Genomic DNA, 23088 nt, shown 5'->3' on the forward strand with positions numbered 1-23088 from the left:
ACATGGTTCGCGCCGGGGGACATCGTGGCACGTCCCAACGTCATGGACCGGTCCTTGTGGCAACCGTCAATGGTTGAATGGAGCTCCGCTGTCGCACTAAGGAGTCGAATGTCGGTATCCGACCTCGTCCCTGATGGTCCGATGCATGACGGCTCGATCTCGACCCCGTACCACCCGCCGCTGAGCCAGGTCCTCGAAACCCTGGGCAGCCACGTGCTCACCGCCGCCTACGCGCCCGACGGCGAGCCACTGGCGCTGGGCGAGCCCATCGTGCACGACCCCGACGACCCGCTCGACGAGCGGCCGGGCTGCGTCCTGCTCGCCGTGGGCTCGCGGGTGGCCGGCGAGGACACCCACGACCTGGTGCTCCAGGCGGCCCGGCTCGGCTACCACGCCGTGGTCGTCAAGGACAGGGGCGCGGACCTGAGCCCGCTCATCGACACGGCGAAGGCGGCGGGCATCGCGCTGCTCATCGCCCCGCAGCGGATCCCGTGGCGGCAGCTCGACGCGTTGCTGACCGCGGCGATCTCGGGGCCGGGGGCGGCGGCGACCACGTACTCGTCGGTGGCGATCGGCGACCTGTTCGCGCTGGCCAACGCCATCGCCGCGACGATCGGCGGGGCCACCACCATCGAAGATCCGCAAGGCAACGTGCTCGGCTACTCCAACGTGCCCGGCCAGGAGATCGACGAGATCCGCAGGCTGGGCATCCTCGGGCGCAGGACGCCCCAGCGGCCGACCAACCGCAGCGAGTACACCCATGTCTTCAGGGCCGGCGGGCCCGTGCGCTTCGACAGCCTCGGACAGGGCCACATGCGGCGCCTGGCGACGGCGGTCCGCGCGGGCGCCCAGTTGCTCGGGTTCATCTGGGTGCTCGACGGGGAGCCGCCGGTGGTCCCGGACGCCATGCGGGTGCTCGAGGACGCGGGCCGCCTCGCGGCGCTGCACCTGCTGCGCGCCCGCAATCCCAGCAACCCGCAGCGCTGGCACAGCTCGGAGACGCTGCGCGCCCTGCTCGACGGCACGATCAGCGAATCGGCGGCGGCCGTGCGGCTCAGTCTGCCGGTCGGCTCGCCCGTGACGATCGTCGCCTTCGCGCCCGCCGCCGCGCTGTCCGAACCGGGCACCGAGCCGGGCACCGCGCTGGCCAACATCGCCGACCTGATCAGCCTGAGCTGCGAGGCCTGGCATCCGCAGGCCGTGTGCACGACCGCCTGGGGCCGGGTCTACGCCCTGCTGCCCGTCCCGCCGGGGACGCCGGCGGCGCGGCTGATCCGCGTCGCGACCGACGCGGCCGGCGCCGTGCGCAAGTCCACGCGGCTCAGCCTGCACGCGGGCATCGGCCCCGTGGTCGAAGGGCTCGGGGAGGTGCCGTCCTCCAGCCGGCTGGCCGAGCGGGTGCTGCGCGTGCTCGCCGAGACCGCGCACGCGTCCGTGGCCGTCGCCACCGACGAGCAGGTACGCAGCCGCGTCGCCCTGCTCGACCTGGCCGAGCATGGCGGAGTGGCGGACGGCCGGCTGCTGAACCCGGTGCGCCGGATGCTCGACTACGACCGGGCCCACTCCACCACCCACTCCGTCACGCTGCTGGCCTATTTCGACGCCTTCGGGGAGGCGGCCAAGGCGGCGGCCGAGCTGTCCGTACACGAGAACACGCTGCGCTACCGCATCCGCCGGCTGCAGACGCTGTTCGACGTCGACCTCGGCGATCCCACGGAACGGCTGGTGATCTGGCTCCAGCTCCGCCTGCTCCACCTGCGCGGGGAGCTGTAGCGGACGACAACGAGCGCCGGGCGATACGTCCGCTTTCGACGATGAGCGCCCTCGGCCCGGCCGCTTAGCGTCGTCGCATGTCCTCACTGCTGCTGCGCAACGCGCGGATCGGCTCGCGCGGCCCGATCCGCAATGTCTTGATCACCGATGGCCGGGTCACGGAGGTGAGCACGGAGACGCCGCCCGCCGACGAGTCGGTGGACGTGCGGGGCGGCACGCTTCTTCCCGGCCTGTGGGACGCCCATGTGCACATGTCGCAGTGGGCGCAGACCAGGCGCAGGGTGGACGTCAGCGCCGCCCGTTCCGCCCGCGAGGCGGTCGAGCTCGTGCTCGGTCACGAGGGCTTCGCCGACGGCAACGGCTTCACCACCGGCTACGGCTTCCGCGACGGCCTGTGGCCGGACGAGCCGCACAAGTCGCTGCTGGAGGCGGCCGCGCCCGGCAGACAGGTCGCGCTGTTCAGCAACGACCTGCACACCGGCTGGTTCAGCCCCGCCGCGCTGGCCGCCGTCGGCCGGGGCGCGCACCCGACGGGCGTGCTGCGCGAGCGCGAGTGCCACATCGTGATGACCGAGATGCCGCTGCCGCCGGAGCGGGAGCTGGACCGCTGGGTGGCCGAGGCGGCCACGGCCGCGGCGGCCCGCGGCGTGGTCGGCGTGCTCGACTTCGAGTACGCCGACAACGTCACCGACTGGGGCCGCAGGGTCCGCGAGCACCGGGTGGACCTGCGGGTGGCCTGCTCGATCCCCAAGGACAGGCTGGCCGAGGCCATCGAGCGCGGCCTGCGTACCGGGGATCCGGTGGCGGGCTCGGGCGGCCTGCTGGAGGTGGGGCCGGTGAAGATGTTCGTGGACGGGTCGCTCAACACCAGGACGGCGTACTGCGACGACCCCTACCCCGGCACCGGCGGGAGCGGCCTGCTGGAGACCTCGCCCGACGACCTCTTCGCCACGATGAGCCTGGCGCATGAGCACGGCGTCCAGCCGGCCGTGCACGCGATCGGCGACCTGGCCGCGAGCCTGGCCCTGGACGCGTTCGAGCGGATCGGCTGCCCCGGCCGGATCGAGCACGCGCAGCTCCTGCGGCCCGCCGACTTCGCCAGGTTCGCCCGGCCGGGGCTGGTCGCGAGCGTCCAGCCGGCGCACGCGCCGGACGACCGGGAGGTGGCCGACCGGCACTGGCACGGCCGCACCCACCGCGCCTTCGCCTACGGCGACCTGCTCGCCGCCGGCGCCCGGCTCGAACTCGGCTCCGACGCCCCGGTGGCGCCGCTCGACCCCTGGGACGGGATCGCGTCGGCGATCTTCAGGACCGACGACGAGCAGCCGCCGTGGCACCCCGAGCAGGCGCTGCCGCTGCCGGCCGCGCTCGCCTCGGCCGGTCGCGGGCGGCACGGTGTGCGGCCGGGCGACGCGGCCGACCTGATGATCACCGCCGTGGATCCCGCGGACCTCGATCCGGCCGCGCTGCGCGGCATCGAGGTGCTCGGCACACTGCTCGGCGGCCGGTGGACACACCGGCAACAGCTCTGAAACACCCGGTTGACCAGCCTGTCCCAGCAGACAAAGCCACACCGCTGGGTTGAACCATTCCAACAATGATGGGTCCGGCGGTGCTATGGCACGCTCAACCCCAAGCAAAACTCGGAGGTGTCAGCGAATGTCGGTCAAAAGAGCATTCGGGGCCGCCGTCGCGAGCGCGCTGGCCGTCACGCTGACGGCCTGCGCCGGCGACTCCGGCAAGTCCGTCCCACAGGCGGAGAAGTCCTTCTCGGTGGGCGTGACCACCTATTTCCTGTCCCACTTCATGCCCGGCAAGTCGGTCGCCAGCAACATCGACTACGCCCTGTTCACGCCGCTGACCAGCGTCGACACGAAGACCGGCAAGGCCGTGAACGCCGTGGCGGACACGATCGAGTCCACCGACGGCGCCAACTGGACGATCAAGCTCAAGTCCGGCTGGACGTTCCACAACGGCGAGGCCGTCACCGCGCAGTCGTTCGCCGACTCGTGGAACGCCACCGCGTACGGGCCCAACGCCTACACCAACAACTTCATGTTCGCCGCCTTCAAGGGCTACGCCGACCTCAACCCCACCGACGGCAAGCCGTCGAAGAAGACGCTGTCGGGGGTCGAGGTGGTCGACCAGTCCACGCTGAAGGTCACCCTGACCAAGCCGCTCTCGCTCCTGCCGTACGTGCTGGCCCAGACCGCGTTCGCGCCCATGCCGAAGGCGGCCTTCTCCGACCTCGACGGCTTCGACCGCAAGCCGATCGGCAACGGGCCGTACAAGATGGAGGGCGACGGCCTGGCCGCTGGGGTGACGAAGGTCGTGCTGCGCAGGTTCGACCAGTACAAGGGGCAGCCGGGCAACGCGGTCACGATCGAGGCGAAGTCGTACCAGGACGAGGCCGCCGCCTACCGCGACCTCCAGGCGGGCAGCCTCGACGTCGCGCTGGTGACCGGCAACAACCTGACCGACGCGGCGGCCCGGTTCAAGGACCGGCTGGTCCAGGTCCCGTACCCGGCGGTCGTCTACCTGGGCTTCCCGCTCTACGACAAGCGCTTCTCCGACATCAAGGTCCGGCAGGCGTTCGCGCAGGCCATCGACCGCGAGACCATCGTGAAGTCGCTGCTGCGCGGCTTCGGCCAGCCCGCCAAGGGGCTGGCGGGGGCGAGCGTCCCCGGGGGCGGCGACCCCGACTGCGCCACCTGCTCCTACGACCCGGTCAGGGCCAAGGCGCTGCTCGCCGAGGCCGGCGGATGGGAGGGGCCGCTGAAGCTGTGGACGTTCCAGGACCCGCTGAACACGGTGATCCTGGAGGCCGTGGGCAACCAGCTCCGCGCCAACCTCGGCATCGAGGCGGTCACGACGCAGGCCCAGCCCGTGGACCAGCTCTACCCCAACATGACGGCCAAGAAGATCGACGGCCCGGTCCTGCTCTACATGGGCGCCGGCTACCCGCACCTGTACGCGCTGGCCGACCAGCTCTTCACCAAGGGCTCAGGCGCCAACGTGACCGGCTACGACAGCCCCGAGTTCGCGTCCCTGATGGACAAGGCCGCGAGCGCGAGCCAGGACGAGGCGCTCGGCCTGACCAAGCAGGCGGCCAAGGTCGCCCTCGACGGGCTGCCGCTCACGCCGCTCTTCCAGCCGGTCGGGGGCCTGGCCTACTCGGCCAAGGTCAGCGAGGTGAAGCCGGAGTTCCTCGGCGGTGTGGTGCTCGCCGCGGTCAAGGTCGGCTGAGGCGACCTCATGGGGAGGTACGCCGTCCACCGGCTGCTCATGGCGGTGCCCGTGCTGCTGGGCACCACCTTCATCATCTACCTGGCGGTCTACGCCCTGCCGGGGGATCCGATCCAGGCGCTGGCCGGCCCCAACCGGATACTGTCGCCCTCGGTCGAGCAGGCGCTGCGCGAGCGGTTCCACCTGGACGACCCCCTGGTCGTGCAGTACGGCCTCTACCTCAAGGGCCTGCTCTCCGGGGACCTGGGGACGAGCTTCACCGGCCGGCCCGTCTCGGAGGTCATCGCGGGGAGCTGGCCGGTGACGTTCCAGCTCGGTGTGACGGCCTGGCTGTTCATGGCGGTCCTGGGCGTGCTGCTCGGGACCGTGGCCGGGCTCCAGCGCGGCAAACTGGCCGACGCCGCCGTGCTCGGCGGCACCACGGTCATCATGGGCGTGCCGTTCTTCGTGGTCGCCTACGTCGCGCAGATCGTGGTGGGGGTCGATCTCGGCTGGCTGCCGGTCTCGGGCACCGAGGCCGGGTGGCCGCTGGCGTACATCCTGCCCGGGATGGTGCTCGCGCTGTACAGCCTGCCGCAGGTGGCGCGGCTGACCCGGACCAGCGTGCTCGACAACCTGAGCGCCGACCACGTGGACACGGCGACCGCCAAGGGCCTGGCCAGGCGGGCCGTCGTGCTCCGGCACATCCTGCGCAACTCGCTGATCCCCGTGGTGTCGCTGCTCGGGGTGAGCCTCGGCTACCTGCTCAGCGGCACCGTCCTCATCGAGGGGATCTTCAACCTGCCCGGCCTCGGCTACCAGATCTTCACGGCGATCCCGCAGCACGACGGGCCGGTCGTCGTCGGCGTGGGAACCCTGCTCGTCCTCGTCTTCCTGCTGGTGAACCTCTTGGTGGATCTGCTCTATGGCATCCTCGACCCTCGTATCCGCCTCGGCTGAGCCGCGGCACGGCCTCTGGCGCGAGCTGCTCCGGCGCCCGGCGTTCGCCGTCTCCAGCGCGGTGGCGCTGGTCATCTGTGCGATGGCGGCGGTGCCGCAGCTCTTCGCGGGCTGGTTCGGCGCCGGCGACCCGCGGCGCTGCGCCCTGGTCGACAGCGGCCTGCCGCCCGCGCCCGGGCACCCGTTCGGCTTCGACATCCAGGGCTGCGACCTGTACAGCAACGTGGTGTACGGCGCGCGGTCGTCGGTGCTCATCGCGCTGCTCGTCACCGCCGGGATGATGCTGATCGCGGTCGTGCTCGGCGGCCTGGCCGGCTACTTCAGGGGCTGGGCGGACGCGCTGATCAGCCGGGTCATGGACGTGTTCTTCGGGTTCCCGTCGCTCGTCGGGATGATCGTCATCCTGCAGGCGGCCAGCACCCACAACGAGCTGACCGTCTCGGCCGTGCTGATCCTCTTCGGGTGGCCGGCCCTGGCCCGCGTCATGCGCGGCTCCGTCCTGGCCGTGGCGACCAGCGAGTACGTCGCCGCCGCCCGCGGCGTGGGCTCCGGCACCTCGCGGATCCTGCTGCGCCACGTGCTGCCCAACTCCTTCGGACCCGTCGCCGTGCTCACCGGGCTCAACATCGGCGGCGTGATCGCCTCGGAGTCGGCGCTCACCTTCCTCGGCGTCGGGCTGCAGACGCCGGCGATCTCGTGGGGTGTGCAGCTCAACACCGCCCAGCAGTACTTCCTCACCGCCCCGCACCTGCTGATCTTCCCGTCGATCTTCCTGACCGTGACCGTGTTCAGCTTCGTGCTGCTCGGCGACGCCCTGCGCGACGCCTTCGACCCCCGACTGCGCTAGGTGCCGCCATGAGCTCACTGGAATCGCTGCCCGGCTACGACGCCTCCGCGCCGCTGCTGTCGGTGTCCGATCTGCACGTTCGCTTCGGCCGGGCCCAGGTGGTCAACGGCGTCGACTACGCGGTGGACGGCGGCCGGACCCTGGCCGTGCTCGGCGAGTCGGGCAGCGGCAAGAGTGTGACGGCCCGCGCGATCATGGGGCTGGTCCGCCCGCCGCGCGGCACGGTCACCGCGGGCTCGGTGAAACTGCGCGGGGTCGACCTGCTCACGCTGCCGGAGGAGTCCAGGCGGCGGCTGCGGGCCACCACGATCGCCATGGTCTTCCAGGACGCGCTGTCGGCGCTCAACCCGGTGCTCAGCGTCGGCTACCAGATCGCCGAGCTGTTCCGCGCCCATCGCGGGCTGTCCCGCAAGGAGGCGCACAAGCGGGCGGTCGAGGTGCTCGACCTCGTCCGCATCCCGGCCGCCGCCCGGCGGGCGCGCGACTACCCGCACCAGTTCTCCGGCGGCATGCGCCAGCGGGTGGGCATCGGGCTGGCGATCGCGCTGAACCCGCAGGTGATCATCGCCGACGAGCCGACGACCGCGCTCGACGTGACCGTGCAGGCGCAGATCATCCGGCTGCTCCGCGAGATCCAGCGCGAGCACGGCACCGCGCTGGTCCTCATCACCCACGACATGGGCCTCGTCGCCGACGTCGCCGATCGGGTCGCCGTCATGTACGCGGGGCGGGTGGTGGAGCAGGGCGGCGCGGCCGAGGTGTACGCCGGGCCCGCGCACCCGTACACCGAGGCGCTGCTGGGCGCGATCCCCCGGCCGGAGCTGCGCGGGCGGCGGCTGGCGGTCATCCCCGGCGCGCCGCCCGACCTGACCGGGCCGGACGGCGGCTGCCGGTTCCGCCCCCGCTGCGGGTACGGCGTCGAAGCGTGTGAGCAGGCGCCCCCGGCGCTCGCGGTCGGACCAGGCAGGCTCGCCGCCTGCCACGAGTGGAAGCGGGTGGCGACCCCATGACGGGCACGGGCACTGGCACGGGCACTGGGACGGGCACTGGGACGGGCACTGGGACGGAGACGGTGCTGGAGGTGCGCGACCTGGTCAGGCACTTCCCGGTCAGGTCAGGCGTCCTGCGGCGGACCGTGGGCGTGCTCAAGGCCGTCGACGGGGTGAGCCTCGAACTGCGCAAGGGCGAGACGCTCGGCATCGTCGGCGAGTCGGGGTGCGGCAAGTCCACCCTGGCCAAGCTGCTCACCGCGCACGACCGGCCCACGTCGGGGGAGGTCACCGTGCTCGGCCGGTCCATGCACGATCTGCGCGGCGGGGAGCTGCGCCGGGCCAGGCGGCACATCCAGCTCATCTTCCAGGACCCTTACACCTCGCTCGATCCGCGGATGACGGTCGCCGACACCGTGCGGGAGCCGTACGACGTCAATCCCGACCTGGCTCCGCGCGGGGCGCGCGATCGGATGGTGCGCGAGTTGCTCGACGCGGTCGGCCTCAACCCCGACCACGGCGACCGCTACCCGCACCAGCTCTCCGGCGGGCAGCGGCAGCGGGTGGGCATCGCCCGCGCCCTGGCGCTGCGGCCCGAGGTGCTGGTGTGCGACGAGCCGGTGTCGGCGCTCGACGTCTCGGTCCAGGCGCAGATCGTCAACCTGCTGGAGCAGTTGCGGGAGGCGTTCTCGCTGGCCTACGTGTTCATCGCGCACGACCTGAGCGTGGTGCAGCATCTCGCCGACCGGGTGGCCGTGATGTACCTGGGCAAGGTGGTCGAGCTCGGCACCGAGGCGGAGGTGTACGAGTCGGCCGCGCACCCGTACACGCAGGCCCTGCTGTCGGCGGCGCCCGTGCCGGACCCGGCGCTGCGGGGCACCCGCCAGGAGATCGTCCTCGAGGGTGAGCCGCCCAGCCCGGTGGACCCGCCGTCCGGCTGCTCGTTCCACCCGCGTTGCTGGAAGGCCGTCGACGGTTGCTCCGCGTCGGTGCCGGGGCTCGACCCGGTCGGCGGGGCGGGCCATCTGGTGGCCTGCCACCTGGCCGACCGCTCCTGAGCCGGCGCCCGTCAGGGGCGGCGCCCGGCGGCGGCCCGCGATTCGAGGCCGTCGAGGATCAGGTCGAGCCCGTAGGCGAACTCGTCGCCGAAGTCGTAGCCGGGCTTGAGGATGTGGGCGGAGGCCATCTCGACGAGGTGGGGGTATTCGTCGGCAGGGAGGTGGGCCACGATCGGCTCGGTGACCTCGGCGGCGCCGTCGGGGCCGTCGAAGGGCAGCGAGGCCTCCTGGAGCGCGAATCCGTAGACGTAGCTGTCGAGCAGCGCGTAGGCGTGGGCTGTCAGCTCCACCGAGAAGCCGGCGCCCCGCAGCAGGCCGATGATCGAGTCGTGCTGCCGGAGGGTGGCGGGGCCCGGCGTGGCCCGCGACTCCATGAGCGCGATCGCCCACGGATGACGCCTGAGCACCTCGCGGGTCGAGGCGGCGCGCCGGCCTATCTCCGCCCGCCAGTCGCCGCCGACGGCCGGTAGGTCGATCTCCGCGAAGACGAGGTCGACGATGCCGTCGAGGATGTCGTCCTTGCCGTTGACGTAGTGGTAGACGGACATCGGCCTGACGCCGAGCTCCTGGGCGAGGGAGCGGATCGTCAGGGCCGCGATCCCCTGAGCGTCGGCGACCGCGACGGCGCCGCGCAGCACCCGCTCGCGGCTGAGCGGAGTGCGCTCCCTCGGGCTGTCACTGGCTGGCTTGGGCATCTCGGCTTCGACCCTAGCATCTTCGTACTTAGTACTATAGCGTGCGTCTTACTAAGTACGAAGATGCCCGACCCGGGAGGAAGCCATGTCCACGAGAGCCGCCGGCCGGACCGTCGGAGCGCTGTTCCTGCTGGCCTACGTCTTCTACCTCGGCGGCAGCATGCTGGTGGACTCCGGCACGGGCACCGCCGACATCCTGGCCACGGCCGCCGGGCACCAGGGGGAGATCGCGGCGGGGGCCGTGCTGATGCTGCTCAACTCGGTGGCCGTGGCCGGCATCGGGGTGCTGGCGCTGCCGGTCCTCAGGCGCGGCGGCGGCGAGATCTCCGCCCACGCGTACCTGGTGGCCCGGGTGATCGAGGCGATGGCGCTGGCCGTGGGGGTCGTCTTCCTGCTGTCGCTGATCCCTCTCTCGAGGGAGTACGCCGGCGGCGCCCCGGGGCTCGCGGCGCTGGCCCGCGTCGCGAAGGAGGGCAACTTCTACGGCTACCAGATCGGGATGATGTCCCTGTGCCTGGGCGGCCTGCTGTTCTGCCGGGTCCTGCTCCGGGCGCGGCTGGTCCCCCGGCCCCTGGCCGTGCTGGGCCTGGCCGGATACCTGCTCTTCCTGGTCGAGACGGTCCTCGGGATCCTCGGCTCCGGTCTCGGGCCGGCCCTGCTGGTCCCCGGCGCCCTTTTCGAGGTCGGGGTCGGCGTGCTGCTCGTCGTACGGGGATTCCCCGAGCCCGAGCGGGCCCTTGACGGGCTGCCTCAGGCGGTGCCCGCGTGAGGCGCGCCGCCTCCCGCCCGGCTCATGACTCCTCCGTGTCCGGTGCCGGTGGGCTCGTCGCGCCGGCCGCCAGCAGCCGCTCCGCCAGTGTGCGGCAGCGGCCGGCGAGCTCCGGCGGGTCGAGCACCCGGAAGTCGTGCCCCAGCAGGAGCACGTGCATGAGCACGAAGTCGAGGCTGCCTGCGCCGCTGAGCACCTCGCAGCGCCCGCTCCCCCGCTCTCGTACGACGGCCGCCGACGCCGGGATCTGCGCGCGCACCGTGCCGGCCGGCGCGTGCACGAGGAAACGCGCCTGGTGCGGGTAGACCCGGCTCGCCACGCTCTCCTGCACGTACGCCGCCGCGTCGGGCGCCGGGCGCGGGCGGAAGTGCCAGGTCCGTGCGGACACCCCGGTCATCCGGTCGACGCGGAAGCTGCGCCAGTCGTCGCGGTCGAGGTCGTAGGCGAGGAGGTACCAGCGGCGGTCGGAGGCCACCAGGCGGTAGGGCTCGACCCGCCGCCGTCGTACCTCGTTCCCCGAGGGGTAGTCGAAGCCGGCCTCGACCTCGTCGCGGCAGGCCCTGGCCAGCGTCATGAGCACGTCGGCGGCGACCGGCGTGCGGCCGCCGCCGAAGGACTCCACCGAGTCGGAGAGCGCCCCCACCTCGTGTCGCAACCGGGTGGGCAGCACCCGGTCGAGCTTGGTCAGCGCCCGGAGCGCGGCGTCGGCGGCGCCGGCGACCGCGCCGCCCGCGCCGGCGAGCAGCGAGACCGCGGTGACGATCGCCTCCTCGTCGTCGAGCAGCAGCGGCGGCAGATCCTGCCCCGGGCCGAGTTGGTAGCCGCCGCCGACGCCCTGACTGGCGTGCACCGGATAGCCGAGCGTGCGCAGCCGCTCGACGTCGCGCCGCACCGTGCGCGGCGTGACCCCGAGCCGGTCGGCGAGCTCGGGGCCGGTCCAGACCTGCCGCTGCTGCAGCAGCCCGAGCAGGGTGAGCACCCGTTCCGTCGTGCCCCATTCGTCACCGCTCGCCCCGTCCATGCCACCCACCCTGCCAGAGATAGCGGACCGATCCTGTCCGCTAGGGGTGTCAGCGTGGCCGCATGGACGCGAACGCACTCGACTGGAACCGGACGCTGCGCGAGCAGTGGGAGTTCCATTGGAACCATCAGCTCCGAGCCCGGCTCGACGGCCTGACCGACAACGAGTACTTCTGGTCGCCGACGCCGGACGCCTGGAGCGTGCGGCCGCGCGGCCGCTCGACGGCGCCCGTGCAGGTCGGCGCCGGGGACTTCACGATCGACTACGCCATCCCCGAGCCGGTCCCGGCGGCCTTCACCACGATCGCCTGGCGCCTCGGCCACGTCATCGTCGGCGTGCTCGCCGCGCGCAACGCGGCGCACTTCGGCGCGCCTGCGGCGTCGTACGAGACGTGGGAATACGCTGGCACCGCCGCCACCGCGCTCGACCAGCTCGAGGCCCAGCTCGACGTCTGGCTGGCCGGGGTGCGCGGCCTCGGCGAGGCCGGGCTCCCGGTCCCGGTCGGCGAGAAGGAGCCCTATCCCGAGGCGCCCATGGCGGACCTGGTGCTGCACATCCACCGCGAGCTGATCCACCATCTGTCCGAGGTCTGCCTGCTGCGCGACCTCTACCGGCACACGAAAGCCGCCACGAACGGAGAGACCGTATGAGCCGCCACATCCAGGTCACCTTCGACGCCCACGACCCGCGGGCGCTGTCGTCCTTCTGGCGCGACGCCCTGGGCTACGTCCACCCCGCCCCACCCGGGGTCGACCTGCCCGAGGGCGCCGACCCGCTGGCCGCGTGGGACGACTTCCTCGCGCGGGCCGGCGTGCCGGAGGAGCGGCGCAACTCGAACTCGGCCGTCGAGGACCCGGACGGCCACGGCCCACGGCTGTTCTTCCAGCAGGTGCCGGAGGACAAGGTCGCCAAGAACCGCGTCCACCTCGACGTCCGCGCGGCCCCCGGGCTGCAGGGGGACGAGCGGATGGCGGCGCTGGACGCCGAGTGCGCCCGGCTCGTGGCGCTGGGGGCGACGCGGGTCCGCCGCCACGAGCCCGATCCCCCGATGAGCGGCGGCTTCATCGTGATGACCGACCCCGAGGGCAACGAGTTCTGCCTGGACTGACCCGGCCCGTTGTGGCGGGACGCACGCCGCCGCACGGCCCGTGGGGGCCGTGCGGCGGTGTGGGGGGATCGGCGGGAGGTCTCTCAGGAGGCCAGGACTCCGGTCGACGCGAGCGCGGCGGCCTCGGCGCCCGCCCGGCGGCCGAACACGGAGCCGGCGGCCAGGCCGCTCCCCCCGGGGTAGTTGTGGAAGAACAGCCCGCCCGCCATCTCCCCGGCGGCGAACAACCCGGGGGTCACCTCGCCGGCCTCGTCGATGACGCGGCCGGAGGTGTCGATCTTCACGCCCCCGAAGGTGAACGTGATGCCGCAGGTCACGGCGAACGCGAGGTAGGGAGGCTGATCGAGCGGCTGGGCCCAGTTGCTCTTCGGCGGGGTGAGCCCGGTCGTGCCGAGCCCGTCCTTGACCGCCGGGTTGAACGGGCCGGGGCGGGTGGCCGCGTTGTACTCCTCGACGGTGGCGGTCAGACCGGCGACGTCGATGCCGGCCAGTTCGGCGAGCTCGGCGATCGAGTCGGCCTGGAAGCGGGAGACGCCGGGGGCTTCGTACTCGGCCTCGCGCAGCAGCGGTGTCGTCTTCGCGTCGAAGAGCTGGAACGCCAGGGCGCCCGGCTGGCGCAGGATCTCCGCGCCGTACTTGGCGTAGGTGTAGTTGCGGATCTCGGCCCCCTCGTCGAGGAAGCGCCGGCCCGCCGCGTTGACCACGATGCTCAGCGGATAGGACTGCTTGGTGAACCGGTTCGTGAGCTCGACGTCGCCGCTCTCCGGCGCGTTGGCGTCCCATGCCACGGCGTGGCAGCCGCTCCAGTGACCCGCCGCCTGCGCGCCCGCCCGCAGCGCGGCCGTGAGCACGCTCCCCGTGTTGTACGGGGTGCCGCGCACCTTGGCGAGATCCCAGTTGGGCCCGAGATACTGGGCGCGCAGCATCCTGCTGGCCTGGAACCCTCCGGCGGCCAGCACCACGGCGCCCGCCCGGAACTCCGCCTCGCCCGCCCCCACACCGACCACGCGCCCGTCGGCATCGCGCAGGATGCGGTCGACGGCGGTGTCACAGAGGATCCGCACCCCGGCCCGCTCCGCCGCCGCCAGGTGCTGCGCCACCAGCCCCTTCCCGCCGCCGACGGTCGCCAGCGGCAGGCCGCCCCAGAACCGGAAGCGGTCGTCCACCTCGTAGGCCTGGCGCTCGTACTGCAGGCGGAAACGCACTCCGTGGCCGTGCATCCACCGCACGGTGTTCTCGATGCCGTGCACCATCGCGTCGGTCAGCTCGGGATCACACCGCCCGAGCGTCACCCGGCGCATGTCCGCCGCGAAGTCGGCGGGGCCGTAGGGGTCGAGGTCGGTGTGCGGCAGGCGCTCGTCGGGGTCGTCGATGACGCCCACGAGGTCACCGAGGTCCTGATAGGTGGTGCGGATCGCGCCGGCGGTGAAGTAGGTGTTACCGCCGATCGCCGCCGCCGGCCCCTTCTCGAGCATCAGGACACGCGCGCCGCGCTCGGCAGCCGCGTGCGCGGCGCAGAACCCCGCGTTGCCGGTGCCGACGACGATCACGTCCGCGTGGTCATCCATGAATGAAGATCCTCCTGGTCGTGGTGGGATGGGTCAGCCGGTGGTCGGATTCGCCCGCGTCTGGACTCGCTTGGAGAGGATCCGGATGGCCGTCGCCTTGTGAAAGTGCTGCAGGGTGACCCTCTCCGCCGTGTCGGCGTCGCGGGCGGCGATCGCCGCGAGGATCTCCCGGTGCTCGGCGAGGGCCTGCTTCTGGCGGGCCTCCGAGCTGAGCGTGGTGGAGTTCAGGCGTTCGATCAGAGAGCGGGTCTGCTGCAGGGAACGCCTGAGGAAGGAGTTGCGCGCCGCGTCCCACACCGCGTCGTGGAAGGCGTGGTTGAGCTCGACGATCTCGGCGACGTCGCCGCCCATGGCCGCCTCGAACCGCTCGGTGAGCTCCTCCATGAGCGCCAGGTCGAGATCGGTGCGGGTGGAGGCGGCGAGCCTGGCGGCCAACGCCTCCAGCGAGTCGCGGACGGTGCACGTCTCGGACAGCTCGTCCGCGGAGAGCTCGTTGACGAGCAGCCCGTGCTGCGACGCGCGCAGCAGGCCGTCGGACTGGAGGCGGCGTAGCGCCTGCCCCGCCGGCGTGCGGCTCACGTTGGCCCGCGCCGCGATGTCGCCCTCGACCACCCGCACGCCCGCGGGCAACTCGCCGCGGGTGATCGCGTGCCGCAGGTATTCGTACAGCTCGTCGGCGATGGGCCTGGTGCCGGGGAGGGTGATCTCCGACGCGTCGGCACGAGCCGCCTGGGGTTCGTCCATGCCTCTCAGAATACATGTGCATCCCGTCGTACTCCAAGTCCGTCTTCCATACTTCGGACGCGAGCCTCAGATCGGCGATGCCGAGCCTTGACCGAAGCATTTACCCTGTTAGACAGCTTGAAAGGCGGCCGGAAGCCAATCCTTGTGGTTATGAATACGGTCGAGTACAGTCGCATCCCATGCAAGACAGAACGGTTGTGGACGCCGTCACGGCAGCACTGATCGCCGAAGGCACAGAGGTGGTCTTCGCGCTGATGGGCGACGGAAACCTGGACCTGCTCACCAGGATCTCGATGACCGGGCGCATCAAGCTGGTGCACGCCTGCCACGAGCAGGGCGCGGTCGCGATGGCCGACGGCTACGCCCGCTTCTCCGGCAGGCCCGGGGTGGCGAGCGTGACCCACGGCCCCGGGCTGAGCAACACGGCCACGTCGCTGCTGACCGCCGTGGCCGCCCGATCCCCCGTCGTCCTCATCGCCCCCGACACCCCGACCGGAGACCTGAACCACCCGCAGCGCTTCGATCAGCGGTCGTTCATCAGGTCGACGGGAGCCCTCTTCCGGCCCCTCCACCGGCCTGACACGGTGCACGCCGACACCGGCGCGGTGTTCCGCCACGTCCGGTTCGGCAAGGGTCCCGCGGTGCTGAACGCCCCGACCGACGTGCTGCTCGCCGCCCTGTCCCCGGACACCGCGCCCTACCGGCCGGCGGACGGGCCACCGGCCGGGCCCGCGCCGGATCCCGCGGCCGTCGAGGCCGCCGTGGCGGCGCTGACCTCCGCGCGCAGGCCGGTGATCCTCGTCGGCCGCGGCGTGCCGCCGGATGACGACGCGGCATCGGTCGGTGAGCTCGCCGACCTGCTGGGAGCCCCGATCACGACCTCGCTCAAGGCCAAGGGGCTGCTCGCCCGCCACCCCCGCAGCCTCGGCGTGGCCGGCGGGCTCGGCGCCGAGGCCGCCTCCCGCGCGCTGGCGGAGGCCGACTGCGTCCTCGTGCTGGGCGCCACCGCGAACCAGTGGACGACCGACGGCGGCCTGACCGGCCGCGTGATCGTGCAGGTCGACCACGACGCGGAAGCGATGGGCAGGCACACGCGGCCGGACGTCGCCGTCGTCGGTGACGCCGCCAAGACCGTGGCCGCCCTGCGCGACCGGCTGACCGCCGCCGGCGCGCGCACCGGCTGGGCTCCTCCCCCGGAGGAGAGCCCCCTGACCGGCTTCGCGGGCGACACCTCACCTGTCCACCCGCAGCAGGTCGTCGACACTCTCGACGCCGCGCTGCCCGAAGACCGCCTGCTGGTCGTCGACGCCGGTCACTTCGGCTCCTACGCCCAGCAGACGTTGCGTAGCTGGGATCCCCGCCGCTACGCCTTCACCCACGACTTCGGCGCGATCGGCCAGGCCCTGGGCGTGAGCATCGGCGCGGCCTTCGCCCGGGAGGGCGAGCGGGTCACGGTGGTGCTCGGCGACGGGTGCCTCATGATGAGCCTCAACGAACTCGCCACGGTCCGACGTTACGGTCTGCCGCTGACCGTGGTGGTCATGAACGACGGGGGCTATGGGCAGGAGCGTCACAGCCTCCGGGCCAAGGGCCTCCCCGTCGCGGAGTCCGAACACGCGTGGCCGGACATCGCGGGCATCGCCCGAGGATTCGGAATACCGGCGCATTCCATCGGATGCGCGTCGGATCTCGCCCTTCTGCCGCAGCTTCTGGCTGACGAGACAGGGCCGATCCTTTTCGACGTGCACATCGACCCGGACGCCCAGAATCGGGCGTTCGCCGACATAGCCGCTCGGCTGCGAGGCACCTCGCAGGATGTTGAAGGAGACCAACGGTGACGCAGACAGGTGTGAATGACGGCGGCCACGCCGGCGGAACCCCGGTTCCGGCAGAGGCCTCCCGGGTCGCCAAGGCGGCGTTCATCGGGACCACGATCGAGTGGTATGACTTCTACATCTACGCGAGCACCGCGACGCTCGTGTTCGGCACGCAGTTCTTCCCCGCGATGTCCCCGGTCGCGGCGACGCTCGCCTCGTTCGCGACCATCGCGGTGGCCTTCGTCGCCAGGCCGATCGGCGGCCTGATCTTCGCCCACTACGGCGACCGGGTCGGCCGCAAGACGACGCTGATCGCGTCCCTGCTGCTGATGGGTCTCAGCACGACGCTCGTCGGCCTGCTGCCGACCTATGCCACGGCCGGAGCGCTGGCCCCGATCCTGCTGGTCCTGCTCCGCTTCGTCCAGGGTGCCGCGGTGGGCGGCGAGTGGGGCGGCGCCGTCCTGATGGCGACCGAGTTCGCGCCGCCCGGCCGGCGGGCCCGGCTGTCGAGCTGGGCGCAGCAGGGCGTCACCGCCGGTCTCGCCCTGTCGACGGCCGTCCTGCTGCTCGTGACCCTCCTGGTCCCGCACGAGACCTACGTGGAGTGGGCCTGGCGGCTGCCCTTCCTGTCCAGTGCCGTGCTGATCGTGGTCGGGCTGGTGATGCGGCTGCGCATCGACGAGTCGCCGATCTTCAAGGCCGGGCAGAAGGCCGGGGGCACGACCGGCACGCGCCTGCCGATCGCGACCCTGCTGCGCGAGTCACGGCGCACCGTGGTCCTCGCGACCTTCGCGTACGTGACCGTGAGCGCGACCTTCTACGTCGCCTTCGTCTTCCTGCTGTCCCACGCCACCGGACCGCTGAAGATCAGCCAGCCGCTGGCGCTCACCGCGGTGCTGCTCTCCTCGGGTGCGTACAGCATCGGCCTGCGGCTGTCCGCCGGGGTGGCCGACAAGCGGGGCAGGCGCACGGCGCTGCTGACGGGATTCTGCGGGATCCTCGTCGTCGTCTTCCCCTCGATCGCCCTCATCGAGACCGGCTCGCCCGTCCTGTTCGCCGTCGGCCTCGCGCTGCTCGCCTTCCCCGTGGGCTGCGCCTACGCCCCGATCGGCGTCTACTTCGCGGAGCTGTTCCCCACCGCGACCCGCTACTCGGGCATCACCGCCGCCAACCAGGCCGGCTCGCTGATGGGCGCGGCGGTGGCCCCGTTCATCGCCATCGCCCTGTTCGGCGCGTTCGGCATGTACGCCGTCGGCGCCTACGTGGTGCTGGTCACGGTCATCAGCCTCGTCGCCGTGCGGGCCCTCGGTGAGACCCGGCACCTGGACCTCGAACGGTGAGGAAGCCCGTGAACAGCATCGAAACCGCCGTCAGGACAGTGAGCGAGCTGGATCTCGCCCACGTCCCCGAGCAGACGCTGCGCCGCGCCCGGCTCGTCATCGCCGACACCGTCGCGGTCGCCGCCGCCGGGGCCAGGACGCCGGAGATCACCGCGCTGGCCGCCCTCGACGAGCGCGACGCGCTGGTGACCCCGGCCGATCGGGCCGGGGCGGGGCACACGGCGACCGTGCTCACGACCCCGCTCCGGAGGGCCCACCCGGCGCACGCCGCGTTCCTCAACGCGACCGCGGGAACGTTCCTCGAACTCGACGAGGGCATGCGGCCCACCGGCCACCCCGGGATGCACGTGGTCCCGGCGGCCCTGGCGGTCGCCGAGCGGGCGCACGCGTCGGGCGCCGACCTCGTTCGAGCCGTCCTCGCCGGGTATGAGGTCTGCAGCCGGCTCTTCCGCACGTACCGCCTGCGGCAGGGCGTCCACCCGCACGGGCACATCGGCGCGGTCGGCGCCGCGGTCGCCGTGGCACTTCTCGACGGGACCGATCCGGTGACAGCGGCCGAAATCGCGGCGACCAGCCCGCTGCTGTCGGTGTGGCAGTCCTGCTACGAGGGCGCGACGGCGCGCAACGCCTACACCGGCCACGCGGCGCACAGCGGCGTCCGCGCCTCCGCCCTGGCCCGCGCCGGGTTCACCGGCTCGGCCGGCGCGCTGGAGGTGGCGTTCGGCCAGGTGGCGGGCGAAGTGGCGGACGCGTCGGCGCTCACCGGGCCGTTGCGCCATGACGATCTCGGCATCACGCGCAACTACTTCAAGGTCCACAGCGCCTGCGCCCTGTCGCACAGCGCCGTGGAGGCCGCGCTGGCCCTGGCGCCCGTCAGCCCGGAGGAGATCCGCGAGGTGCGGGTCGAGACGGTGGCCGTCAACCTGAAGATCGACCGGCAGCCGGTCGCGAACGACCTGTCCGGCCGGTTCTCGCTGCCGTACGCGGTGGCGACGGCGCTCGTCCTCGGCCGCAGCGACGTGGAGGCGTTCGGCTTCCGCCCCGAGATCGCCGCCGTGGCCGAGAAGGTGCGGGTGAGCGTGCTGCCCGAGTTCGAGGCCGAGTGGCCGGAATCCGGTCCGGCGCGGGTGAGCGTGGTGACCGGTGACGGTTCCGTGGCCGCGACCGTGCGGAATCCGCGCGGCCACCACACGCGTCCCCTCACCGAGGCCGAGCACCAGGAGAAGTTCGCCACGCTCGTCGGCGACCAGCGGACGGCGGCCGCGTGGTGGGAACGCCTCGACGGGCTCCTGGCGATCGCCGACTGCGCCGGCCTGTTCGAGGCGGCCCCGTCCGGGGGAGGGCGATGACCAGGGCAGTGGTGAGCCTGCTGGCCATGGGAGGCACCATCGCCAACGAGCGCGCCGCGGGCGGGACCACGCCGCGCCACGGAGCCGCCGACCTCGCGAGCCTGCTCGCGGGCCTGCCGGTCGAGCTCCGGACGGCCGACGTGCGCACCGTGTCCAGCCGGGCCGTCACGCCGGCCGACATGTGGACGCTCGCCGGGGCCGTACGCCGCGAGATCGCCGGCGGCGCCGACGGCGTGGTGATCACGCACGGCACGGACACCCTGGAGGAGACGGCGTACGCGCTGGCCCTGCTGGTGGACACCGCCGTCCCCGTCGTGGTCACCGGAGCCATGCGCGCCCCGCATCTCCCCGGCGCCGACGGGCCGGCCAACCTCGTCGCCGCCGTCGTCGCGGCGCTGCACCGGCCCCTGGCGCGATACGGCCCGGTCGTGGTGTTCCAGGACGAGATCCACGTGGCCCGGCTGGTGGCCAAACAGCACAGCGCCCGGGTGGCGGCGTTCTCCTCCCCGTCGGCCGGTCCCGTCGGGTTCGTGATCGAGGACGAGGTCGAGCTGCTGCTCGGCCCCCCGCCGGAGCCCGACCGGCTGCCGGCCACGGCTCCGCCGGACCGGAAGGTGGAGCTCGTCGTGGCGGTGACCGGCTCCGACGGGAGGCTGATCGACGCGATCGCCGACGACGTGGCCGGGCTCGTCGTCGCGGGCACCGGCGCCGGGCATCTGTCCCCCGCGCTGGCCGACGCGGTCATCCGCGTGCTGCGGTCGGGGCGGCCCGTCGTCCTGGCCAGCCGCTGCGCCGACGGCCCGATCCTGCGGCGGACCTACGGCGGCCCCGGATCGGAGACACACCTGCTCGGCGAAGGAGTGCTCGCTGCGCGGACCCTGGCACCGGCCAAGGCCCGGCTCCGGCTGCTCTTCGGCCTGTCCGCCGGCCTGTCCGCCGAGGAGCTCTTCCCTCCTCGCCCCTCACCCACGACGCCACCCGGCGATGAAGGAGCCGACCATGACCGAATCGCGTGACTTCATCGGCTATGGCCAGAATCCGCCGGAGTTCAGCTGGCCGAACGGCGCCCGGCTCGCCGTCAACTTCGTGGTCAACTACGAGGAGGGCGCGGAACGCAACGCGCTCGACGGCGACACCGCCCGCGAGACCCTGGTCGAGGCGAAGTACGACGTCCCCGACGGCGAGCGCGAACTCTTCACCGAGTCGACCTTCGAGTACGGCGCCCGCGTCGGGATCTGGCGGATCCTCCAGGCGCTGGACGATCACGGCGTCGTGCCCACCGTGTTCGCCTCGGCCCTGGCGCTGGAGCGGAACGCGCCCGTGACCGAGGCCATCGTCCAGCGGGGGTGCGACGTGGTCGGGCACGGCTACCGATGGATCCCGCACACCGGCATGACCGTCGAGGAGGAACGCCGCAACATCGAGGACTGCGTCGCCTCGCTGGAGCGTCTCACCCACCGGCCCGTCAGGGGCTGGTTCACCCGGCCGCCGAACACCGTCCACACCCGCTCGCTGCTGGCGCGGGCCGGGCTCGTCTACGACGCCGGTTCGGTCAGCGACGACCTGCCGTACTGGGAGCAGGTCGACGGGCGGCCGTTCCTCATCGTCCCCTACTCGCTGGACGTCAACGACACCAAGTTCTACAAGGGGCAGTTCTTCACGGCCGACGACTTCGCCCGCTACGCCATCGACTGCTTCGACGTCCTGCTCGCGGAGAGCGTCCGGCACCCGAGGATGATGTCGATCGGGCTCCACCCGAGGATCATCGGGCGGCCGGCCCGGCTGGCGGGCCTGCTCCGGGTGCTCGACCGGATCAGCGCGCGCGACGACGTCTGGATCACGGGACGGGACGCCATCGCGGACTTCTGGCGGGAGCGCTTCCCCTCCGCCTGAAGCGCGGCCTATCCCACCGAGCCGGCGGGCTGACCGCCCTCCCTGCTGCCGTACCGGCGGTGGGCGGTCGTGGCGTGGGCGGGGCCGAGCGTCTCGGCGCGCTCGCGGGCGTACAGCAGGAGCAGGCTGTGCATGCGGTAGCGGCCGGAGCCGAGCGGCTCCAGCAGGCGGCTCTCGACCAGGATCTCCAGCAGCTCATCGGCGCGTTCGACGGGCAGGCCGGTCAGGGCGGCGGCGGCCTCGGGACCGACGTCGGCGCGGTCGGACGTGCCCAGCAGCCGGAACAGTCGCGCGGCGGCGCCGTCCCCGTCTCTCGCGAGATCCCGGTAGCTCATCTCGAAGCTGGCCCGCACCGCGCGGTCGCCCATCTGGAGCTCGGCCAGCCGGTGCCGCTCGCTGGTGAGCCGGTCTCGCATCGCGGCGACGGACCAGGCCGGCCGGGCGGCCAGGCGCGCGGCCACGATGCACAGCGCCAGCGGCAGCCCTCCGCACAACCGCACCACCTCGGTCGCGGCCTCGGCCTCCGCCTCGATCCGCTCCGGCCCGACCAGGCGCGACAGCAGCAGCGCGGCGTCCCGCTCGCAGAGCACGTCGAGGCTGCGGTGCAGGACGCCGCCGAACGGGGCGAGCGTCCGCCGGCTCGTGATGATCACGCCGCACCCGAGCCCTCCGGGAATGAGCGGGCGGACCTGCTCCGCGTCACCGGCGTTGTCCAGCACCACCAGGATGCGTTTGCCGCTCGTCAGGGACCGGAACCGGGCCGCCGCCTCCTCGACCGAGGCGGGCACGGCCGACTCCGCCAGGCCCAGGGAGCGCAGGAACCGCCTGAGCACCTCGACGGGCGGCAGCGGCTCGATGTCGGTGGTGGCGCCGTGCAGGTCCACGTAGAGCTGGCCGTCGGGGAAATGGTCGGTGAGCTGGTGCGCGGCGTGGATGGCCAGCGCCGACTTGCCCACGCCGCCGAGGCCGGTGATCGCGAAGATCGCCGGCTGCCGGCCGCGGGTCATGCGCGTGCACAGGTGCTGCGTCTCGGCGGCCCGCCCGGTGAAGGCGCCGGTGTCGGCGGGCAGCTCAGCCGGTACGACGACGTCCGCGCCCTGCTGGAACGCCCCGGGCGACGGCGTCGCCGACGGCGCGTTGACGCGCTCGTGAGCCTGCTGGATCTCCGGACCCGGATCGAGGCCGAGCCTGGCGCGCAGCAGATCCCGGACTCGTCTGTACGTCTCCAGCGCCTCCGCCTGACGTCCCCCCTGGGACAGCGCGAGAATGAGCTGCGCCCAGAACCGTTCGTTCGTGGGATGCGCGTCCACGGCCGCCTGCAGGTCCGGGATCACCTCGACGGGCGCACCCAGCCTGATGGACAGCTCGAACCAGCGTTCCTGGGCGCGCAGCCGCTCCTCCTCCAGCAGCGGCACGACCTCGCGGTGCAGCGATTCCGAGGCGACGTCGGCCAGGGCGGGCCCGCGCCACAGCGCCAGCCCTTCGCGCAGCAGCCGCGCCTCCAGCCTGCTGTCGTCCCGCGCTCTCGCCTCCGCGGCCAGTTCGACGAGGCGGCGGAACCGCAGCACGTCGAGCGTCTCCACCGTGACCTGGATGGAGTAGCCCAGGTCGTGCGTCCTGATCAGCTCGCGCCCGCCGCACAGCGCGCGCCGCAGCCGGGCCACGTGCGTGTGCAGGGAGGCCGACGGATCGACCGGGAGATCGTTCGCCCAGATGCGATCGATCAGCTCATGCCTCGTGACCAGGCTGTTCGGTTGCAGCAGCAGCGCGGCCAGTGCCACCCGTTGTTTGGCCGCCGCGATGGTGACGGGCTCGCCCTCTTTGACGATCTTGAGCTGGCCGAGCACGCCGAACCGCAGGCCGTCGCCTATCTCCATGAGGCCGCACACCACTCCATCGTCTGGTTTCCTGTCGCCGGCCGCCGGTGGCGAA

20 protein-coding genes are annotated in these 23088 nt (G+C 72.6%); 15 read left to right on the plus strand and 5 right to left on the minus strand.

From position 1 onward, the window contains the following. Positions 1 to 108 precede the first annotated feature (108 nt). The 7 genes from AB0I15_RS16290 to AB0I15_RS16320 all read left to right on the plus strand — a co-directional run bounded on the left by AB0I15_RS16290 (position 109) and on the right by AB0I15_RS16320 (position 8852). The gene (locus tag AB0I15_RS16290) at positions 109 to 1773 is read left to right on the plus strand and encodes a helix-turn-helix domain-containing protein (protein WP_358095393.1); all 1665 of its coding nucleotides are present in this window, start codon (positions 109 to 111) and stop codon (positions 1771 to 1773) included. A gap of 77 nt (positions 1774 to 1850) precedes the next feature. Beyond that, complete coding sequence (locus AB0I15_RS16295) at positions 1851 to 3305, plus strand: amidohydrolase family protein (protein ID WP_358095395.1); 1455 nt, start codon at positions 1851 to 1853, stop codon at positions 3303 to 3305. 127 nt (positions 3306 to 3432) lie between these two features. Next, positions 3433 to 5019 carry an ABC transporter substrate-binding protein gene (locus tag AB0I15_RS16300; protein ID WP_358095397.1) on the plus strand — a complete coding sequence of 529 codons (1587 nt, stop codon included), beginning with the start codon at positions 3433 to 3435 and terminating at the stop codon, positions 5017 to 5019. Positions 5020 to 5028: 9 nt separating this feature from the next. After that, on the plus strand, positions 5029 to 5958 hold the full coding sequence (locus tag AB0I15_RS16305; RefSeq protein WP_358095399.1) for an ABC transporter permease: 930 nt from the start codon (positions 5029 to 5031) through the stop codon (positions 5956 to 5958). Beyond that, positions 5924 to 6805, plus strand: a complete 882-nt coding sequence (locus AB0I15_RS16310) for an ABC transporter permease (protein ID WP_358095401.1) — start codon at positions 5924 to 5926, stop codon at positions 6803 to 6805. The genes AB0I15_RS16305 and AB0I15_RS16310 overlap by 35 nt, the downstream gene beginning before the upstream one ends. Positions 6806 to 6813: 8 nt before the next feature. Further along, the gene (locus AB0I15_RS16315) at positions 6814 to 7815 is read left to right on the plus strand and encodes an ABC transporter ATP-binding protein (protein WP_358095403.1); all 1002 of its coding nucleotides are present in this window, start codon (positions 6814 to 6816) and stop codon (positions 7813 to 7815) included. Positions 7816 to 7877: 62 nt separating this feature from the next. Further along, positions 7878 to 8852, plus strand: coding sequence for an oligopeptide/dipeptide ABC transporter ATP-binding protein (locus tag AB0I15_RS16320; protein WP_358095405.1), 975 nt, complete (start codon positions 7878 to 7880; stop codon positions 8850 to 8852). 11 nt (positions 8853 to 8863) lie between these two features. Here the strand turns inward: AB0I15_RS16320 and AB0I15_RS16325 are convergent, their stop codons facing one another. Next, a complete protein-coding gene (locus AB0I15_RS16325) occupies positions 8864 to 9547 on the minus strand; it encodes a TetR/AcrR family transcriptional regulator (RefSeq protein ID WP_358095407.1) in 684 nt (227 codons plus the stop codon). An 85-nt stretch (positions 9548 to 9632) separates the two neighbouring features. On the opposite strand from AB0I15_RS16325, the gene AB0I15_RS16330 reads away from it, so the two are divergent. Next, on the plus strand, positions 9633 to 10316 hold the full coding sequence (locus AB0I15_RS16330; protein ID WP_358095409.1) for a DUF4386 domain-containing protein: 684 nt from the start codon (positions 9633 to 9635) through the stop codon (positions 10314 to 10316). Positions 10317 to 10338: 22 nt separating this feature from the next. On the opposite strand, the gene AB0I15_RS16335 is transcribed toward AB0I15_RS16330, so the two are convergent. Beyond that, on the minus strand, positions 10339 to 11337 hold the full coding sequence (locus AB0I15_RS16335) for a YafY family protein (protein WP_358095411.1): 999 nt from the start codon (positions 11335 to 11337) through the stop codon (positions 10339 to 10341). 62 nt (positions 11338 to 11399) lie between these two features. Here AB0I15_RS16335 and AB0I15_RS16340 point away from each other — a divergent pair, with 62 nt between their 5' ends. Further along, positions 11400 to 11987 carry a DinB family protein gene (locus AB0I15_RS16340; RefSeq protein ID WP_358095413.1) on the plus strand — a complete coding sequence of 196 codons (588 nt, stop codon included), beginning with the start codon at positions 11400 to 11402 and terminating at the stop codon, positions 11985 to 11987. Then, positions 11984 to 12445, plus strand: a complete 462-nt coding sequence (locus tag AB0I15_RS16345) for a VOC family protein (RefSeq protein WP_358095415.1) — start codon at positions 11984 to 11986, stop codon at positions 12443 to 12445. Before AB0I15_RS16340 ends, AB0I15_RS16345 begins: the two co-directional genes overlap by 4 nt. Positions 12446 to 12528: 83 nt before the next feature. Here the strand turns inward: AB0I15_RS16345 and tcuA are convergent, their stop codons facing one another. Further along, positions 12529 to 14013: an FAD-dependent tricarballylate dehydrogenase TcuA gene (gene tcuA, locus AB0I15_RS16350; protein WP_358095417.1), complete on the minus strand. Its 1485-nt coding sequence runs from the start codon at positions 14011 to 14013 to the stop codon at positions 12529 to 12531. A 33-nt stretch (positions 14014 to 14046) separates the two neighbouring features. After that, complete coding sequence (locus AB0I15_RS16355; RefSeq protein WP_358095419.1) at positions 14047 to 14757, minus strand: GntR family transcriptional regulator; 711 nt, start codon at positions 14755 to 14757, stop codon at positions 14047 to 14049. Positions 14758 to 14936: 179 nt separating this feature from the next. On the opposite strand from AB0I15_RS16355, the gene AB0I15_RS16360 reads away from it, so the two are divergent. From AB0I15_RS16360 to AB0I15_RS16380, 5 genes are read left to right on the plus strand one after another with little or no spacing between them, the layout of a single operon-like run. Next, positions 14937 to 16595, plus strand: coding sequence for a thiamine pyrophosphate-binding protein (locus tag AB0I15_RS16360; protein WP_358095421.1), 1659 nt, complete (start codon positions 14937 to 14939; stop codon positions 16593 to 16595). Beyond that, positions 16592 to 17914, plus strand: coding sequence for an MFS transporter (locus tag AB0I15_RS16365; RefSeq protein WP_358095423.1), 1323 nt, complete (start codon positions 16592 to 16594; stop codon positions 17912 to 17914). The genes AB0I15_RS16360 and AB0I15_RS16365 overlap by 4 nt, the downstream gene beginning before the upstream one ends. 8 nt (positions 17915 to 17922) lie before the next feature. Beyond that, positions 17923 to 19263, plus strand: a complete 1341-nt coding sequence (locus AB0I15_RS16370) for an MmgE/PrpD family protein (RefSeq protein WP_358095425.1) — start codon at positions 17923 to 17925, stop codon at positions 19261 to 19263. Continuing rightward, a complete protein-coding gene (locus AB0I15_RS16375) occupies positions 19260 to 20279 on the plus strand; it encodes an asparaginase (protein WP_358095427.1) in 1020 nt (339 codons plus the stop codon). Before AB0I15_RS16370 ends, AB0I15_RS16375 begins: the two co-directional genes overlap by 4 nt. Next, entirely contained in the window at positions 20263 to 21156 is an 894-nt protein-coding gene (locus AB0I15_RS16380; protein WP_358095429.1) for a polysaccharide deacetylase family protein, read from the plus strand. The genes AB0I15_RS16375 and AB0I15_RS16380 overlap by 17 nt, the downstream gene beginning before the upstream one ends. A gap of 8 nt (positions 21157 to 21164) precedes the next feature. Here AB0I15_RS16380 and AB0I15_RS16385 read toward each other — a convergent pair whose 3' ends face one another. Beyond that, positions 21165 to 23033 carry a BTAD domain-containing putative transcriptional regulator gene (locus AB0I15_RS16385; RefSeq protein ID WP_358095431.1) on the minus strand — a complete coding sequence of 623 codons (1869 nt, stop codon included), beginning with the start codon at positions 23031 to 23033 and terminating at the stop codon, positions 21165 to 21167. Between the last annotated feature and the right edge of the window lie 55 nt (positions 23034 to 23088).

The organism is Nonomuraea sp. NPDC050643, assembly GCF_040654715.1.
Classification (GTDB): Bacteria; Actinomycetota; Actinomycetes; order Streptosporangiales; family Streptosporangiaceae; genus Nonomuraea.